This is a genomic window from Alkaliphilus sp. B6464, from assembly GCF_018141165.1.
Lineage (GTDB): Bacteria > Bacillota > Clostridia > Peptostreptococcales > Natronincolaceae > Alkaliphilus_B.
This window is the reverse complement of record NZ_CP058558.1, coordinates 39,987-57,017: the sequence shown is the minus strand read 5'-3', so window position 1 is coordinate 57,017 and position 17,031 is coordinate 39,987. Positions and strand designations below refer to the sequence as shown.

Sequence of the window (17,031 nt, the reverse complement as noted above, 5' to 3'; positions counted from 1 at the left end):
TTTTGCATTTGTAACATAACACATAAATATCATAGTTAAGATATAATTAATAAGGTTTTTTTAAAGATTAAGTGTAAATAAAAAAGATGGCTTTAAAAGCCATCTTTAATAATTTATTTATGATCTTTATAAAAAGACTCTGAATCAAACTTTCCATCCTTAATGTATTTATTATTTTCTATATAATAAATTCCACCAATAACTTCAACATTTTTAATGTTATCTAAATATACTTGATAAGTGAAAAGGGATAGGTCTGGACTTATTCTCATAAGTCTAATTTCTCGTTCGGCAAAATCAGCAATCTCAAGGATATTTTTATAATCATCCAAAATTTTCTTTCCATCATATATCTTATTGTCGTGCTCAAATATATGAGGAATATAAATGGAAAGCGTGTCTTCATCTATTAGTTTCATTTTTTTATTAATATCAAAAAAATCTAATTTAATGATACTATTATATAAATTCTTTATATTATTTTGATTATATTGACTATTTTTGTCCTTAATTCTTAAAAGAACATCTTTATAATACTTTCTAAATTCTTTATTTTTCAAGATATGTTGATATTTTTCATTTTTTAAGTCAAGACCTAACCTCATATCTCCTCCATATACTTCTGCTATATTATCTAAGTCAAAATAATATATTACAGCATCACTTCTTCTACAGGATCTATTAACTCTACCATTAAATTGCTCGTCACTATCCAATATTGATATATCTTTAAAACCAATATCCATATCTATATCAACACCTGCCTCAATCACCTGCGTAGATATGAGAATAATGTTATTATTAATATTTTCGGATTTAATTTTATTTAAAGTTTGTTGTCTAGTTAATGTGTTGTCATCTCCTGTAAGTTCTAGTATTAAGTAGTTATCACTTTTTTCATATTTTTTCTTTAGAAGATTGTAAAATTTTCTTGCAGTTTTCTTTTTTATAAATGCAACTATTGATTTTACATATGGAGAACCTCCTTTTCTTATCCTGCTCTTTGATAACTCATTCATTTTTTCTTCAACTATTGAGTGTAAATTATTTAGAGTTATATTTTTATTTAATAATTCAAAGTCTAAAGTTACCCTATCCCTAAATAATGGACTTTTATAATATACAGAAGTGCTAGATATTAGATTCACCATGCCTAGAGGTTCTTTTACTAACAAATCTTCAAAATTGGGCAAGGTTGCAGACATAATTATTATTTTTATATTAAATAATTTAGCATAATGAGTTAAAAACTCAAAAATTTCTTGCCATATTGAGTTTCTATAACTTTGTATTTCATCAAGAACAATAACACTATCAATTAGTTGAAAAAGAGCAATATTTGATACTCGGCTAACTCCAAAAAGTGTATTAAATAAATTTACATGACTTGTTGAAACAACTGGATAATTAAACATCTGTCTATCTAGTAAAGACTTAGAGTAATCTATCCCATTATCATTATGCCTTTCTATGGTAGGAGAAACTGAATTAATCATGACAAACTCTTTTTTATTTTTAAATATATCCTGTAGGGTATTATTCGTTTGTTCTATAAGAGTATTAAACGGAAATACATAAAATAGTTTATTTGCTTCTGTATTTTCTATAAGTATCTTAGCCAAATTAATAGAAATGTTAGTTTTACCACTACCAGTAGGGGATTCTAAGTTAAATAAAGATTCGTGCAAGTTTTTTAATAAATTATCTTCTGATTCTTGGAAAATTTCATTTCTCAATTTATTAATAGGTAAATCGACAGAATCAGGATCTATTTTAAATTTTTGAATACTTTTATAAATAGGTGATTCTGAATACTTTTTAAAAAACTCTTGCGAATCATTAATTAATCCTAAGTTCAACTCTGAAATATCTACCTCATTATAAAAAGCATATGTAGCATAAAAATCAGATGCAATTAATAGCGAAAATAAAAGTTTAGATAAAATATATAGTTCATATTTAATGTTTAACTTTTCAACTATTGTTTCATTATAAACAAGAGATACTTCTTCCAATTTGTCTTTATAATAATACTTTAGATAATCAGCAGCGTTAATATCTGCTAGTTTATTTGCATATTTTTTATTTGAAAAAAAGTCAGATACACTCTCTAAGTTTAAATGATGAGAACTTATAATAGTTCCGCAAATCATCAATATGTTCTTCAGTAATAGATAATCTGTATTAGCAACTTCTTCTTTAATATTCTCCACCTCTACATAAAAAATATCTATAAATATTGACATGGATAATGGAGAATGATTAGTTCTCGTAGATGAATTATATTTTTGAATATAATTTTGCATTTTTATATCCTGAAAGGCAGGATTTATCTTTCCTATATCATGAAGATAGATTGTATTTATTAGCATTTTCTTAATTAATTCAATAGTATCTGATGATAATTCTCCCATCTTTACTCTTAATAATTTTTGGTTAATACTTCCTACTACTCTATTAAAAACTTTATCTAATCTCTTTTCCTTTATAATACAATTCAAAACCTTTAAAGCCAGTTCAGAATGTTCAAGTATTGTCTCCTCTCTATTAGCATAAACGTGAGCATATAAAGGCTTATTAGTGCTTATTAAACCAAGCATATTTTTTCTCATAAAAAAACCTCCCATTGTTTGTGTTTCTCAACATAACACAGACAATAAGAGTTTTAGTGATATACAGATAAAAGAATTAGTATCTTTTACAACATTTATTTAATAATTAACTATAATTTTTATACATATTAAATTATGATTAATTATATGTATCAGGTTTTCTATAACACTAATTTTATTATTTAAATACATTATATGTTAGAGCACAATAAATGAGTTAATGGCAAATACCAAGGGCGACCAAGAATTTAAATACATAATATGTTAGAGTACAATTATAATCTCTGTACTTAAAAAAGAAAGGGATTTAAATACATTATATGTTAGAGTACAATGTTTGTGCTTATAATACTTATACTTTTTAAATACATCATATGTTAGAGTATAATCATATTTGCACTTCCAAAATTAAAAAGAATCTGGAATTTAAATACATCATATGTTAGAGTACAATGTTTATAAAATAGTCGCTCTTTATTTTCAATTATATATCTATATACTAGTAAAATTAAGATATTACTGACTCTTTTCCCAAGGGGATTATTAAGTCAAAATTTAATCATTCAAACATGGTTAAATACATTGATATTGATTAATTCTCTAAATTTATATTATAAAGTCAGTTGGGAAATTGAATTCTATGTAAATGGTTTAGTAAAAACTAAACCATTTATTGAGAACTAAAAATTGATTCTTATAAATATTTTACACTTGCCTTTATTCAGAAACTCCTTCCCGAATTCTTTTTGTACATTTTCTTCTATATTACTTTTTCCTTGTCTTAGAGCATATTATCCCCGACCCCACAACATTTACATCTATCATAAAAACATGCATCATTAACATTTGAAATTCCAGTATATCTGCATTTATAAGTTGGGATCCTTTCCACATAAGACTCTCCGTTATATACTCCCTTATAAACTTTTACTCCTCGATAAATCCTATTTTTACAAGGCTTAATAACTAATCTTTTCCCATCTGTGCTACCACCTATAATGCTGTAGCAATAATCTGTATTTTTAGGAATATATTTTTTCATGGCTCTTTTTTTCATATTATTTCCTCACTTTTAATTCTTTTAGCATATTTTTTACTTTATCCAGTTCTTCTTTTGTATGAGGTGTTCCGCCTTCATTCATTTCCAAGTACCACTGCAAAACTTCTTCTCTTGTTTTGAGGTTATTGACATTTATCCTCATATTCTGTAAAACTCTAGTGCTACCTTCAAACTCATTAAAATAATGACCCAAGACTTTGAATTCATTATTTACAAATCTTCTTATAGCAGTAACTCTTTGTAATCCATCTACACATACAAATCCTATATCAGTAGGTTCAAAACTTCCCATCCAATTAGGATGATTTAAGTATATGACTCTACCTGTTTTACCACCTTTTAAAATAAACTCAATATATTTTATCTGTTGTTTTTCAGTCCACACATGGCCTCTCTGAAAATCTGGATTCATGTCTAATCCTTCTTCATTTTCAAATTCTTCTATCTGTCTGATTAACCTATCTATAGAGTAACTACACTCCCATTGTCCTTCTCTCGTAAATTGTGGAATGTCAGAAAATTTCATAGCCTATACCTCCGTTAAATTAGTAGATTTTTATAATCTTTGAATAACATATCCTTCTTTGTAAAATTCCTTCAATAGTATTGATCAAATATAGAATCTAAAAAATAATAAAAAATATTTAAGTATGATTTCAAGCAAGCATACCATTTAGGTGATAAAAATTAATATGTTTGCTATATCATTTACGATAATATTATTTAAGATATAAAATATAAATTACAATTGTTTTTACGAATTATAGATTTCTTCCACTAATACCAACTGATTTTTTTCCTCAACCTCCATAAGTATATCTAATGTTTCTTGGAGTCTTATCGGATAATCTAAGAAATTTTGTTTTATCGGTAGTGTAATCACATGATCATACTCCTTTTTAGTCCACATTTTTCCCTTTATTACACTATTAATTTCAATATACTGCTCCACTATCCAACCATTATTAATTAAAAAATTTTCTACCTTTTCAAGTGGTATTTTTTTTATAAAATTTTTATCTACTATTCTAACTTTTACATCTCTAAAACGTTCAAACATATTATCTACCTCTTTAAAATTGGATTTAATACTAATTTAAACATAACACATGATATTCAGATTTAATTGAAAGGCCCATCTTATTTAATATAAAATAATAGAAATGAATATAAGAAGGTTTAATTGATGAATGTATCTAATTAATATAAATAATAAAAATTAATATAAGGAGGTTTAGTTAATGAATAATAAGGAATTTATTTTGAAGCATTTAATAACATTACAATTAACTGCTGAAGTACCAAAATCCACACCACATTATTTTCAATTTCTTTATTCTAATAGGATATTTATATTTCCAATAGTTTTATTAATATATTCTATTGCAGCATGGAAATTTGGAAATGATGAACGCAAAACAAACATTAAAAAAATTCATTATTCTTTATTTGTTTTTGCATATCTTTTTTTTATAAGGTATGAAGATGTGTCTACTTGGTGTGAAAGTGGACCAATGGGAATAACCGCTCCTGTTTGGTCATATTTGCTATCTATCCTTGTTACTTTGTTAATCGCTATTGCAATAGATAATTTTATTATTTCAGGATATGTTTTTAAGGAATTTGGTATATTTGGAGCAAAGTTTATTAGAGACGCTACACAACAAACTGTTATACAACAGAATGGATATATGCTATCTCTTGAAAAGAATTTAGAAGCCCTTTATAGTGTATTATTTAAAATTAATGAGTTATTTTCTAATCCTAATATTGTTGGACAAGTTAGAAATGGTAGATTTAATTTTTCAAAACACTTCAGAGGTATATTAAAACACTATTATGATTTTAAGGATGAAAATGTTAAAATTGATGTTCAATTTTTCAGACAAGATGCCGATAATATTAAAAATATTATTGAAGGGTATAATATAAAATATAATCTTGGATTTAAAGATAAGAGGGATTTAAAAAATTGTCTTTCAAATAATGATGGTGCTAATTGGTACTTGGACTCAAAAGAGTATAAAGTATATGTCATTACTACAAAAGTTAAACATAATAATAGCAATCAATTATTACTAATAAGCATAAAGTCTTTAGACGAAATAAATATATATGATATGTACCCTGTTTTAAATTTTCTTCATGTTTTTGAATTAGAGTTTTCCAAAATATAGATTTAAATTAAATAATGTGTTATAATAAGTGTATCCAAAAGAAAGAGGGATGTTTATGAAAACTAATGTGAAATCAATAAAATTACTAGATTTATTATCAAGTACAATAAATATATTTAGCGAAGGCAAGACTTCTGGCAACTCAAGCCATGCAAGAGTTACTTATGGTAAAAATAAAAACAGTTATGAACAAATGAAAAAGACATCTCAGAAATTAAGTAAAATATTTACACTTTAAGACTTAAAAGTGTTTAATAGAATTCTATTAAACACTTTTTTCATTTCATGAATATTTGACCATCTAATTTTCATACTATATAATGCATAGACTTATGAAAAGGGGTGGTATTTATGTTTAGAAAAAAAGATCAATATGCCAAAAAGAATAGAAATAATACTTTTAAATATTATACTAAGCCAAACTTTCCTCCTCTACATAAAAGAAAAGACAAATACTCATTATTTAAGGCAAAAGTTCAAAAGTTAATAAATATGTTTAAAATATAAAAACAACCTAAAGTATTTAAGTTGTTCAATGTAATTTGCTATATTTTATCTTGTTTTATGTTTAGTCATAACAAATATGCCGATTATTGCTATTATAGATATTAGGAATATAATAGTTGTAGTAATTACTTTCACTTATTCCACCTCTTTTTAAAATAGGGGTTTATTTTTTCATAGATATTGGGTATAATAAAGGCAAGAGGTCGCAGGATTTTTCATTTGAATATACGATTTAATACTTTAATAGTTCACATGTTGGTAGCATGTGGACTATTTCTTTTTTGGAGCCTTATCATCTACCTCTATTGAGAAATCGCTTTTTACTTTATCTGTTATTCTATTGCTTGCTGCTATTTTCATAGCAAGTTGATCTCTATTATACACTACCAAAGCAACAATCCCTACTATAGATACTACTGTAACACAAAAAAGTAGTATCAGGAGAACGTTATCTCCCATTCTTCCACCTCCAGTTTTTCACTCCTGCAACCCCTTGATAATAAAGGGATAATCAACGAGATGGAAGATCGTATATTCATTTCCCTTACATCTTCTATTATACCACTATTATCCTTTATATCCAATATTTATATTAACTTTGCCTCTGAAAAAATTAAGAACATATTTATGCATTAAAAAGGTTAAGATCTACTAAAACTTTTAATTTAAAGGCTCTCTTTTTTAAAACTTATTTCTTTAAACCTATACTTTTATATTAATAAGTATCTATACGAACAATTTTCTTGCTTAGAGGAGTATAATAAATTCTCACATAACTATATGGTTTGACTTTTGAAACAGTTCCTGAGAATTTCTCTGCTCTCATTTGTCCACTAAAATCTTCTATAAAAACATCTCCGCAACCATTTTTACATTGAGATATACCAGTAATTAGACCTTCCAACATATGTACTTCTCCAACTAACAGATCGAGTAATATTCTCCCATTTAGATAAATCATAAAACATAGTAGTAATAAAAGCATTATTATAATTTTACTTGATGTAAGAACTCCTAGTATTACTAATAAAAGTGAAAATATAAGTCTAAATATCTCCATCTGACTACTTTTATAAATATCGTATCTATTAAACATAAAGATTCCCCCCTCATATCGATATAGGTCATTATAAAAAATGGCTATTACTATTTCAAATAAAAAATAATAATTTCGTAAACAAAGAAATATGAAATTAAAAACTAAAAAAGACTTGGAAAATCCCAAGTCTTTAACTTCTACTTAATAAGTATTTCTGCCAATTTACCTAATTCATCACTTAATGCGTTTTCAAATTCTCTAGTACGATCTGCTGCACCAGACATATGATGTACTTCCTCATGGATTAAAACACCCATCATCTTATAGAAAGGAACTGTAGATTTGTCTAAAAGGCTTACATGAATATATACACCCTTGTTTTTAGGATGATAATATCCCTGTACATCATCCCCTACAACTTTTGTATTAAACTCCTCAACAATTTCAATCATTCTGGTCCTATCATTACCATACAGTTTTCTAAAGATTTTCTTGGCCTTAGTCCATCTTACTTTACCTTCAGGAGATAACTTATTTGGGTTAAATCTTTTTTTAACCACATTTTCATCACCCTTTAGGGAAGCAACATCACTTGCTAGTTGGAAACCAAGTTGTCTTAGAATTTTAGCCTGTACATGAGTTAAATTACCTAGAATTCTATACCCTGCATCAATTGCAGCCAAGTCATAATCAGACATTGTAGGAAGGCAAGACTTAGGGAATAATTTATCAGCAACCTTTTTCCAGATACTTAACACAGAAGTAGAAAGCCTTATTTCTAAGGTTTGTTCTAATTTGTATGGATTGCTACAATTAAAGAACGCTTCAATAAACTTTGTATTTGTTGCCTTAGAGATAATATTTTTAATCTCCTCTTTAGCCATCTCCATCTGTACTGACTTTCTATCTCTAGCCAAAACTTTCTTAGCATCAAGAAGATTATAGGAAAATAATGAGTCAATGTTTTCAATAAATACTCCATTTACAAATAGGTTTCTGCCCGGAGTATAGATATCCTTATCAATTTCCTTTATTGCTTTATTAAACTGAATAAACAATTTTTTAGCATCTTCAATTTCACCTTCAGACGATTTAAACTGTATATCAGTTCCTAGCCTTTTTCTATTGTTGTCTATATAAATCACAAGTACATCAGCATTGAATTCTCTATCTCTTTCAATAACTGCTTTGTACTCATAACCCTTAGTTCTTATAATCGCCTCTCTGCCTTTTCTAGCAAGAACTAATAAAGCAAGTTTTAATCCCTCTCCAAAATGACCAATCCTACTATCAGTCTTTCTATTGGAACTAAATAAGAAATTCTTCTTAGCAATTCCCTCTCCCTTATCACTGATAACTGTTATACCATCCTTATGTGAGATAGTAACCTTACTTTCTGTATCAAGAGAGTTAGATAAAAGTTCTCTAATAGCATCCCTTATAGTCCAATTTTGGCAGTAATCAACCGCAATTGGGTATACGATTTTGTTATCAAATATAATTCCCTTTCCGTTATACTTCTTTGCAATAGCGTCAGCCGATTCTACTCCCGAAACCTTAAAGATTGATGAGACACTATTTGGTATGTTTCTTAATATTTCATATCCTGCTTGTTTTGCAATAAAGTTATTTTTATCATCAAAACTTGCGAAGCAAGATTTCTTAAATCTTTTTCCTATTACCTTTTTCCAAACAGTCTTATTACTTGGGTTGAAGTTTAACTTATATTCAAAGAGATAACTGTTCTGAATCCAATCCGTTAGAACTTTTTCAATAACATCTTCATCTGTAATCGTAGATAAGAAATTTGCTACATATTCAGCAAGTTTATGATTATCTACATAATTTCTATCTCTTGAAATTACTAAGGATTTATCTTTGATGTCGTATCCAAAGATGGCATCTATCTTTTGAGTTTTAAGTCCATTTACAAAAATTTGACCTGCATCCGTAAAGAATACTTCTAACTTACTTGTAGTAACAGATTTCTTTCTACCATCTTTAAAATGTGCAAATAGTGATTTAGCCATTTCTAGTTCATCTTCAGTACAATCAAACTCAATTACAGTACCTTTTGTTTTTTGGTTTTTAACAAAATGTACAGTAAATAGGTTTGTATCAAATTCATCATATTTTTCGATAGATGGAGTGTAAGTATATCCTGTAGTTTGAATACTTACGGCTCTTTTATTTCTTGCCAAGACTAAAGAAGAAACTTTAAGACCTTCTCCAAATTGTCCAATATTAGAATTACTTTTTCCACTTATACCGAATATAAGGTGCTTTCTCATAATACCCTTACCAGAGTCTACAATTCTTCCTTTACCATTTCTGTGTTCAACTCTTATATTTGTCCCGGTATCTATAGCATTAGCAATAATTTCTCTGATCGCATCAACTATTGTCCAGTTACTACAATAATCTGTACTGATTGGATAAACCATCTTATTGTCCTCAAATAAACTTTGGCCTTTATAGTCCTTAGCAACATCACTACTAAGTTTTACTCCAAGATTTTTTAGTAGATTACTTACATGAAGTGGGATATTTCTAAGTATGTGATAGCCCATCATTTTAGCATGTAAATCACTTTGAAGGTCTGATGATAACACTGCCTTATCCTTGTAAAGTAACTTCACAGCCTTTTTCCAATTAGTTTTATTTTTAGGATTGATAGGTAGTTGGTACTCATACTTAGTCGGATCTGACTCAATACTTGCAAGATATTCTTTTGCCACCTTTTGATTTTTTGCATTATTTAAGATTTTAACTATATTGCTTTGAAGTCTATCTGCTGCAACAATGTTTCTATCCCTATTTGTCATTGTTTTATCTTCAATATTATAACTGAAGATAGTGTTAGGTAGTTTATTTGTATCAAGACGCACAATAAAAATTCTACCTTCAGGAAGATAGATGTTTTCATCCACTCTATTCATTTCATTATTTAAATCTAAGAACAGATTGGCAGCATCTTCTAACTCCTTTTTGCTACATTCAACTATAATTTCAGTTCCAATGGACACTGTATTATTCTTAAATGAAAGCAGCATTACTTCGGAATCATAAGCCTTGGAATACGCCTTTTTTACATCTACTGTAAACCCAACTGATTTTATTGTTACTTTTCTATTGGCACGAAGTAAAGTAATAAGAGCCATTTTAAGACCTTCGCCAAATTGACCAATCATACTACCATCTCTAGTAGACTCTCCAAATATAAAGTCTTTTTTAGTAAGCCCCTTGCCTGCATCCGTTATATAAGCGAATTTTCCGTCATGCCTATAATTATATTTGGACTTTGTATCTAACATATTAGATAGAAATTCTCTTAAAGCAGAAATAATATTCCAATCTTTTTTACCGTAATTTATAGATATTGGATAAATTAATTTATTTTCATTCATTGTATCTTTCTTTGATTGATCGTTTATTTTAACAACCTCAATATGTCCTAAATTTAAAGATAATTGATTCATTTCATTTGCTTTAATCGCATTTGCATTTTTCATTTTTAAATTCCTCCTTAAATTATATGCACTTTAGATACCTTAATAACTCAATCAATGCTTTATATGTGAATAAACAATAGAGTATCAAGTTTTGTTCATGAAAAATAAAAGGCTTAAAATTTCAAAGTTCACGCACATTAAGAGCAAACAGTTGCTTACTAAAACCAATTACTTATAATGACATTTTTTTAATACAAATTTAATAAATATTTATAAATAAATGCACCTATTTTTTTGAAATCAAGCATCTCTATGGCTAAAATGCCTCCACTTGATTACAGTGGAGGTGCTTTTTATGAATAGGGATTTTTCGTTAGAAATAAATAATAAAGAAAAACTAAAGTACTTACTTTCTAGAGATAAACACGCTATTTTAGAAGGTGTATGTACAGAACATTTATTTCAAAATGATGTTCTTCCTAGAAAAAAGTGGAATAATAAGATTAGTTTAGGTTGGTGGACTACTAGACAAAATAATGATTATATATTTTTTAAAGTATCTAGTGAATATGTAACGCAAAATGATATCAGTATATTTAGGCACTTTATTAAAAATAACATGAAGTGTATTTATGTAAAATTTGAGAATACTGGAACTTATAAATTTTTAGAGGTTAATAGCAATATATATCTAATTGAGAAAAATAATTACATAGAACAATTTCTCTCTTTTAATGAATTTATAATTAAATACAATTTAAAAGAAATAAGACAACCTTTATTGGCTGCTAACGATGTAAGAGATACTGCTAGGCAGGAGAAAGCCATTGACTTCTTTGATAAAAATGGATTGTTAGAAGATACTGCTATACAAAGACATTTTGCTAATTTCTTTTTAACTGTTTACTATGGATATGCCGTTTGGAATATTGACGGACTTTTGGTTGATAACGATAAAGTATTGGCATATGAAATTAAATTTAAATATCCAACTAAAAGTAATACTTTCGGTTTAAATATTGGCGTAGCGAAGTTGTTTGAGTGGCTACATAACAAAGATATAAAAATATATCACGCTATCTTATTAAATCCTACTAATAGTGAAAAGGTATCTGTTCTTGACGTTTTGAGTAACAAATCCTTGTATCGTGAAACAAATTGGATATGCTATCGTATTAATCCTACTAACTTATTTAATAGTAGTGGGATAGCCCCTTCTAAAACTCAAATAGAGGGTAGAACTGATCAAAAAGTAGTTTATATACCTGTTTCTAACTTTAAATACTTAAAGAATTTAGAATATAAAAATGCTTAGAAAACTCTAAGCATTTTTTGCTATATTTTTAAATTCATCAAACACTTCATTAATTCCCTTATCAGCATCAAGTTCTGTAAAGCAATCTCTATCTTTATAATAATCAACAAGAGGCTGAGTCTCCTTGCTGTAAATTTCAAGTCTCCTATTAATAAATTCTTCTTTATCATCTGTCCGTCTTATTAACTCTGTATTGCATTTATCACATAAATTAGAGTTATGGGTTAACAAGTTAAATCCTCTGCTACATTTAGGACATACAATCCTGTTTAATATTCTTTCTTTTATCATATCATCAGAGGCATTAAAATATAATATATGATTTATTTCCTTATTAATTTTACATAACATTTTATCTAGGTTTTTTGCCTGTTTTAGATTTCTAGGATATCCATCTAAAAGAAGATTACCACTACTTAATATTTCATTTTCTATTAGAGAAAGAACAATATCATCAGAAACAAAATTTCCTTTATTAATAAGGCTATCAATATGCTTCCCTAGATCCGTACCTTTCTTAACTTCATTTCTTAAAATATCTCCCGTTGAAATATTTTTTACTCCATACTGCTCATTTATCAGGTCTGCAAGAGTTCCTTTTCCAGCCCCCGGCTTACCAAATACAATAATTAACATATGGATTCCTCCTTAAAAAGTTATATGTATTAACATAACATACAAAAGAGATTACTCTTAGAGCCTCTTTACAAATTCTAATTAGGCACCATTACTCTTTCGATTAAAATGGATTGGTTCAAACTTTAAATCTATCCCAACGCAATATTGGAGTCGATTCTGAATTAAGTAAATTTAATGCATATACTAATTTCTTTTCATAAAAAATATTTGACTCAATTATATAAAAAGCATTATTACATTATTAAAAGTTAGTTCTAGTAGCATTAGCAAGGAATAACAGCATACAATTGTTAAATTTCAATTGTGGGTTATTGAAAAATTAGATTAATTGATTCCAGAAGTAAAAGTTACACTTGATTCAAAATAGAATCAGGAAATAAAGCAAACAATTGGATATATTCCAGATGTTTCATTAGAGAAGATTAATGGAGTTTTCCCTGTAATTACTACTCAAGTTAATAAAATATCAGATGATATAAATAATAAATTAATGACAAATATAGTTGGACCTAAAAATCAACTGCTTAGTATACAACCATTATAATAAAAAACCCACTGTAAATTTACAGTGAGTTTTCTTTTAGGATTCAAGTTTATTTAACTATTTTCCTCTTTGACTTTTCTGTCGTACGGCATAAATTTATCCATTAAAAAATCTTTTAATTTCAAAAAATTGTTTACGACTACAAATCCTAATGGGGCTTTTTCTTTGCATGATGTTGCAATTTTGTCATTAACATTTTTAGTAATGTTTTTAATCACTATATTTTGTTCTACCAATAATTGATAATACTTTAAAAACAATCCTTCACTGTCCAGATAAATCAATAAATAGCCAAGAAATTCTTCTATCGCTTTATCCTCATTAACATTTAATCCGTTTTCATTAATAAAGAAACTTTTAACTTTATCACTAATATTTTTATCATTAATGCAGTTGTTTATAAACATTTCTTTTAGCGTACCCACTTTCGCCTCATCTTTCTTTTCAAGCCCTATTTCAATGTATTTTGAAAAGTATGCTAGTTTATTTAGAATAGTTCTTTTTTTTAGTTGATCTTTGTAGTATAAATACGAATCCGCTATTTTAAATGAATACATTAAAATTAAAAATGTAAAAATAACAATCATAGTCAGTTCAGATACTAAGACAAACGGCTCTGGTGGATTAAATATCATTAATGGAATTTTCCATATGGACGCAAGTATATGGTAAATCAATATTAAGAGTAAAAGATGTTCTAAAACTTCCTCAAATACACTTATACACAAGTAATATTTACTTTTTTTTATACCTTTATAATCATTTGTAAGTCGTGCCAAACGGTATTCCCGATAAGTTAAATTATTTATTGGGTTCTTACTATAGTTTATTTTGTCAATTAATACTGATATACCAAAAACTATTATAGTAGCCAGTATAATATACCATTCGTATCCTAACATCTTCAAATCATACCATTTTACAAACGAAACGCCTAATAACACTATTGGTATGTACCAAAACACAATTAGTATTTCCATAGGAAACATTATTCTCAACAATGGCTGTAGCAATAAAAACAAAAGAGTTGATAGTGCTAAATACGATAAAATCTGGTATAAATTTTCCAATAAAATACCTCCTTTAGTTTTAATTAATCTTTCGTAGTTTCCAAAATTATACCAAATATTCTTAATACGAATCAACTTCTAAATAGAACCAAACAGAAAAAGACTTAGATATCTAAGTCTTTTTCTATAATTATAAATTTTACTTTTCTAATTCTTTTTCTATATTTCTAAGTTGTCTTTCTAACTTTCTAACAACTCCATGATTATCTTTAGATCTACCCTTTAATACGCTGATTCTTCCTGATAGTAATAACTTCTGTGCTTCTAATGTCATAATTATTCCTCCTTTATTAAATTATGACTTTAACATAACACATGATTTTAAATAATGGCTCTGTTAAAGAACTGTGTTGATATTTAAGCCAAAGAAAAAAATACGTCCTGACAAAACGTATTTTTCTTGAATTGCGAACTTAACATTCGTCTTAACCGCATAATATTTCCATTGCTTCTTGCCAGTTATTAAAATAAAATATACCCCTTTTTTCATTCTCTCTATGTTTATTCTCAATTCTAAATACAACAACTTTTTTAAAATCGTTTGTTATACCTTGCGGGGTATATCCATGCTCAACTAATTTATCATAAGCGTTGTTTTCTGCTTTTAGATATTCTCTATCTTTAATAATACTCATTCCTTCTTTTCTTTTAACCATAACATACTCCTCCTTAAAATTGTTTCGCAATTTCTTCATATTGAGAACCTTTTTATTAAATTTAATAAAATACCTTTTGTAATATAGTTTCTTTATTATATGCAATCATATCTTTGAAAATCAACATTATTCTTTAACAGAGCCTAAATAATTAACTTTAAATGAGATTTTTTATAAAAATATATTTTCATATGTTAAGTTAAATACGAAAGAAAACTTTGAAATATAGAATTTAAGTTGTTAATTCAACAACTGTAAACCTTTTTGTTCTCTCTATGTTTATTCATAGACTTAAAAACTTAACAACTACTGCCTTTAAAAAGGTAAACTATTATAATTATCTAAAATAAAATATAGACATATTTAAAATTTGATTTCATTTCTTTATTTTATCTATAATATTTTTACTTCTTATTTTATATAGGAATTTTAATAAATTAAAGGAGGATATATTAATGAACATCATTAAGCAGAGAGAAGGAAAAATTCAAAACGAAGGTGCAAGAATTTATATCGAAGATAAAGAATTGCCGTTCGTTCCAGAAGAAAGATATAATGTTGAAATATATACAGATAAGAATATTGTCGAGGTTATTGCAGATGCAGATGGGGAGTACAAAGTCTCCAAAAGGGTTAGAAAGAATAAAGGAGATGTGATTCCTGTTATAGACAAAAAAAATCCACAAATTAAAGAGGCTTTAGAATCATGCTCTTTTGTTAAGATTACTTTTTATATTGATGAAAGTGGAAAAGGTAGAGTTGTTTTTGAGGGTATTAAGGAAACTGCTACTATTATTAATGAAAAAAGGAGGGAATCCACTCCAAGACAACTTACTTCTATAACTTTTTGTGCAGGAGCAGGGCTTTCTAGTTTCTGTAATGAAAAAGTAGGATTTAAAGAAATGGCTGCTGTAGAATATAATCCTAAGATTGGTAGTAATGATAGATTTTCAGAAGTTTTTTCTATTAATCATCCAGATACAATCATGTTCAATATCCCAATGGAAAGAGTAAGTGCTGATGATCTTCCAGATGTTGATTTTTGGCTGGCAACACTTGATTGCTCTGATTTTTCAAAGGCCAAAAACAATGGAGAATATGCTACAATGCACTTATTTGTTCACTTAATGAGATTATTTTACCAAAAACCTAAAGATAAAAGACCAAAGGCTATTATGATTGAAAATGTAGAAGGATTTGAAAAAGTTGCAGGTAATACTCTGAATCTTTGTCTTAGAGAGGAAGGTTACACAGTAAAAATGGCTAAACTAAATTCTTTAGACTATGGGAGTCGTACTCAAAGAGTTAGGTTTTTCCTTGTTGCGACTGTATATGATGGATTTGAGTTTCCAGAGGCTACTGGTAGACTTACAGATCCAATTGTGGAAGATGGAATAATTACATTGGATAATTTAGATTGGACTACTCCTGAAGAAAACAATATCTTAAAATATTATATTGATAGAACCCATAAGATTAAAAAAGGGAAGGTAAGTCATAATTTTAGAGTGTCTACAATTGACATTACTAAAGATGCTTACGTAGGGACTATTACAAAATCCTTCCATAAGGGAAAGGCTGAGAATATTATAAAACACCCTACTGAGGAAAAGTATGCTTTTCTTCATAACGTTGACCATCTTAAATACATTCATGGAGTAGATCCTGAATATTATGTAGGTGATGGAAAAGCGATAGGGATTGAATCCATTGGTCAAGGAATTTGTTCTACTACCTTTACAAAGATAGTGAAAAACATTCATGATGTACTTTATAGGAATATCATTGAACCATCGAACTCTATTATTTTTAAGGCTAAAGAATTTATTGAAGAAAAATCAACACTAATTGGATACAAAGAACTTGATTTAGATGAAAAGATGACTCAATTATGCTTTGTAGTTTAATAATTTATGGAATATATAGAAGCATCAGTTATTAAAATACAAGAACATACCTG

16 protein-coding genes and 1 CRISPR repeat array are annotated in these 17,031 nt (G+C 27.6%); of the genes, 5 read left to right on the top strand and 11 right to left on the bottom strand.

The features are described from left to right. Positions 1-113: 113 nt before the first annotated feature. The 4 genes from cas3 to HYG84_RS17885 form a co-directional block, all read right to left on the bottom strand. On the bottom strand, positions 114-2,612 hold the full coding sequence (gene cas3 / locus HYG84_RS17900) for a CRISPR-associated helicase Cas3' (protein WP_212382934.1): 2,499 nt from the start codon (positions 2,610-2,612) through the stop codon (positions 114-116). A 181-nt stretch (positions 2,613-2,793) separates the two neighbouring features. Next, positions 2,794-3,062: a CRISPR direct-repeat array (repeat unit 25 nt; unit sequence TTTAAATACATCATATGTTAGAGTA). A 331-nt stretch (positions 3,063-3,393) separates the two neighbouring features. Then, positions 3,394-3,669: a hypothetical protein gene (locus HYG84_RS17895; protein ID WP_212382932.1), complete on the bottom strand. Its 276-nt coding sequence runs from the start codon at positions 3,667-3,669 to the stop codon at positions 3,394-3,396. 1 nt (position 3,670) lies between these two features. Then, positions 3,671-4,198 carry a DUF262 domain-containing protein gene (locus HYG84_RS17890; protein ID WP_212382930.1) on the bottom strand — a complete coding sequence of 176 codons (528 nt, stop codon included), beginning with the start codon at positions 4,196-4,198 and terminating at the stop codon, positions 3,671-3,673. Between the two features lie 228 nt (positions 4,199-4,426). Next, positions 4,427-4,732 (bottom strand): hypothetical protein, encoded by a 306-nt coding sequence (locus HYG84_RS17885; protein WP_212382928.1) that lies wholly within the window; start codon positions 4,730-4,732, stop codon positions 4,427-4,429. Between the two features lie 181 nt (positions 4,733-4,913). Between HYG84_RS17885 and HYG84_RS17880 the strand changes: the two genes are divergently transcribed. From HYG84_RS17880 to HYG84_RS17870, 3 genes are all read left to right on the top strand, one after another. After that, positions 4,914-5,849 (top strand): hypothetical protein, encoded by a 936-nt coding sequence (locus HYG84_RS17880; RefSeq protein ID WP_212382926.1) that lies wholly within the window; start codon positions 4,914-4,916, stop codon positions 5,847-5,849. A gap of 55 nt (positions 5,850-5,904) precedes the next feature. After that, positions 5,905-6,087 carry a hypothetical protein gene (locus HYG84_RS17875; RefSeq protein WP_212382924.1) on the top strand — a complete coding sequence of 61 codons (183 nt, stop codon included), beginning with the start codon at positions 5,905-5,907 and terminating at the stop codon, positions 6,085-6,087. A gap of 113 nt (positions 6,088-6,200) precedes the next feature. Further along, positions 6,201-6,356 carry a hypothetical protein gene (locus HYG84_RS17870; protein ID WP_212382922.1) on the top strand — a complete coding sequence of 52 codons (156 nt, stop codon included), beginning with the start codon at positions 6,201-6,203 and terminating at the stop codon, positions 6,354-6,356. Positions 6,357-6,626: 270 nt separating this feature from the next. Here HYG84_RS17870 and HYG84_RS17865 read toward each other — a convergent pair whose 3' ends face one another. The 3 genes from HYG84_RS17865 to HYG84_RS17855 form a co-directional block, all read right to left on the bottom strand. Further along, positions 6,627-6,815 carry a hypothetical protein gene (locus HYG84_RS17865; protein WP_212382920.1) on the bottom strand — a complete coding sequence of 63 codons (189 nt, stop codon included), beginning with the start codon at positions 6,813-6,815 and terminating at the stop codon, positions 6,627-6,629. 256 nt (positions 6,816-7,071) lie between these two features. Beyond that, entirely contained in the window at positions 7,072-7,452 is a 381-nt protein-coding gene (locus HYG84_RS17860) for a hypothetical protein (RefSeq protein ID WP_212382917.1), read from the bottom strand. Between the two features lie 140 nt (positions 7,453-7,592). Next, positions 7,593-10,907, bottom strand: coding sequence for an ATP-binding protein (locus HYG84_RS17855; RefSeq protein WP_212382915.1), 3,315 nt, complete (start codon positions 10,905-10,907; stop codon positions 7,593-7,595). 295 nt (positions 10,908-11,202) lie between these two features. On the opposite strand from HYG84_RS17855, the gene HYG84_RS17850 reads away from it, so the two are divergent. Then, entirely contained in the window at positions 11,203-12,162 is a 960-nt protein-coding gene (locus tag HYG84_RS17850; protein WP_212382913.1) for a hypothetical protein, read from the top strand. Positions 12,163-12,168: 6 nt separating this feature from the next. On the opposite strand, the gene HYG84_RS17845 is transcribed toward HYG84_RS17850, so the two are convergent. The 4 genes from HYG84_RS17845 to HYG84_RS17835 all read right to left on the bottom strand — a co-directional run bounded on the left by HYG84_RS17845 (position 12,169) and on the right by HYG84_RS17835 (position 15,071). Further along, positions 12,169-12,798, bottom strand: coding sequence for an adenylate kinase family protein (locus tag HYG84_RS17845; RefSeq protein WP_212382911.1), 630 nt, complete (start codon positions 12,796-12,798; stop codon positions 12,169-12,171). Between the two features lie 600 nt (positions 12,799-13,398). Beyond that, positions 13,399-14,415, bottom strand: coding sequence for a hypothetical protein (locus HYG84_RS17840; protein WP_212382909.1), 1,017 nt, complete (start codon positions 14,413-14,415; stop codon positions 13,399-13,401). Positions 14,416-14,554: 139 nt separating this feature from the next. Beyond that, positions 14,555-14,689, bottom strand: a complete 135-nt coding sequence (locus HYG84_RS20555) for a hypothetical protein (RefSeq protein ID WP_256442602.1) — start codon at positions 14,687-14,689, stop codon at positions 14,555-14,557. Between the two features lie 151 nt (positions 14,690-14,840). After that, positions 14,841-15,071: a hypothetical protein gene (locus tag HYG84_RS17835; RefSeq protein WP_212382908.1), complete on the bottom strand. Its 231-nt coding sequence runs from the start codon at positions 15,069-15,071 to the stop codon at positions 14,841-14,843. A 455-nt stretch (positions 15,072-15,526) separates the two neighbouring features. Between HYG84_RS17835 and HYG84_RS17830 the strand changes: the two genes are divergently transcribed. Further along, positions 15,527-16,978 (top strand): DNA cytosine methyltransferase, encoded by a 1,452-nt coding sequence (locus tag HYG84_RS17830; RefSeq protein ID WP_212382906.1) that lies wholly within the window; start codon positions 15,527-15,529, stop codon positions 16,976-16,978. Positions 16,979-17,031 lie beyond the last annotated feature (53 nt).

Excerpts from the sequence above, each read along its gene's own strand:
- cas3 (WP_212382934.1), bottom strand. The coding sequence starts at position 2,612 with ATGAGAAAAAATATGCTTGGTTTAATAAGCACTAATAAGCCTTTATAT.
- HYG84_RS17895 (WP_212382932.1), bottom strand. The coding sequence starts at position 3,669 with ATGAAAAAAAGAGCCATGAAAAAATATATTCCTAAAAATACAGATTAT.
- HYG84_RS17890 (WP_212382930.1), bottom strand. The coding sequence starts at position 4,198 with ATGAAATTTTCTGACATTCCACAATTTACGAGAGAAGGACAATGGGAG.
- HYG84_RS17885 (WP_212382928.1), bottom strand. The coding sequence starts at position 4,732 with ATGTTTGAACGTTTTAGAGATGTAAAAGTTAGAATAGTAGATAAAAAT.
- HYG84_RS17880 (WP_212382926.1), top strand. The coding sequence starts at position 4,914 with ATGAATAATAAGGAATTTATTTTGAAGCATTTAATAACATTACAATTA.
- HYG84_RS17875 (WP_212382924.1), top strand. The coding sequence starts at position 5,905 with ATGAAAACTAATGTGAAATCAATAAAATTACTAGATTTATTATCAAGT.
- HYG84_RS17870 (WP_212382922.1), top strand. The coding sequence starts at position 6,201 with ATGTTTAGAAAAAAAGATCAATATGCCAAAAAGAATAGAAATAATACT.
- HYG84_RS17865 (WP_212382920.1), bottom strand. The coding sequence starts at position 6,815 with ATGGGAGATAACGTTCTCCTGATACTACTTTTTTGTGTTACAGTAGTA.
- HYG84_RS17860 (WP_212382917.1), bottom strand. The coding sequence starts at position 7,452 with ATGTTTAATAGATACGATATTTATAAAAGTAGTCAGATGGAGATATTT.
- HYG84_RS17855 (WP_212382915.1), bottom strand. The coding sequence starts at position 10,907 with ATGAAAAATGCAAATGCGATTAAAGCAAATGAAATGAATCAATTATCT.
- HYG84_RS17850 (WP_212382913.1), top strand. The coding sequence starts at position 11,203 with ATGAATAGGGATTTTTCGTTAGAAATAAATAATAAAGAAAAACTAAAG.
- HYG84_RS17845 (WP_212382911.1), bottom strand. The coding sequence starts at position 12,798 with ATGTTAATTATTGTATTTGGTAAGCCGGGGGCTGGAAAAGGAACTCTT.
- HYG84_RS20555 (WP_256442602.1), bottom strand. The coding sequence starts at position 14,689 with ATGACATTAGAAGCACAGAAGTTATTACTATCAGGAAGAATCAGCGTA.
- HYG84_RS17835 (WP_212382908.1), bottom strand. The coding sequence starts at position 15,071 with ATGGTTAAAAGAAAAGAAGGAATGAGTATTATTAAAGATAGAGAATAT.
- HYG84_RS17830 (WP_212382906.1), top strand. The coding sequence starts at position 15,527 with ATGAACATCATTAAGCAGAGAGAAGGAAAAATTCAAAACGAAGGTGCA.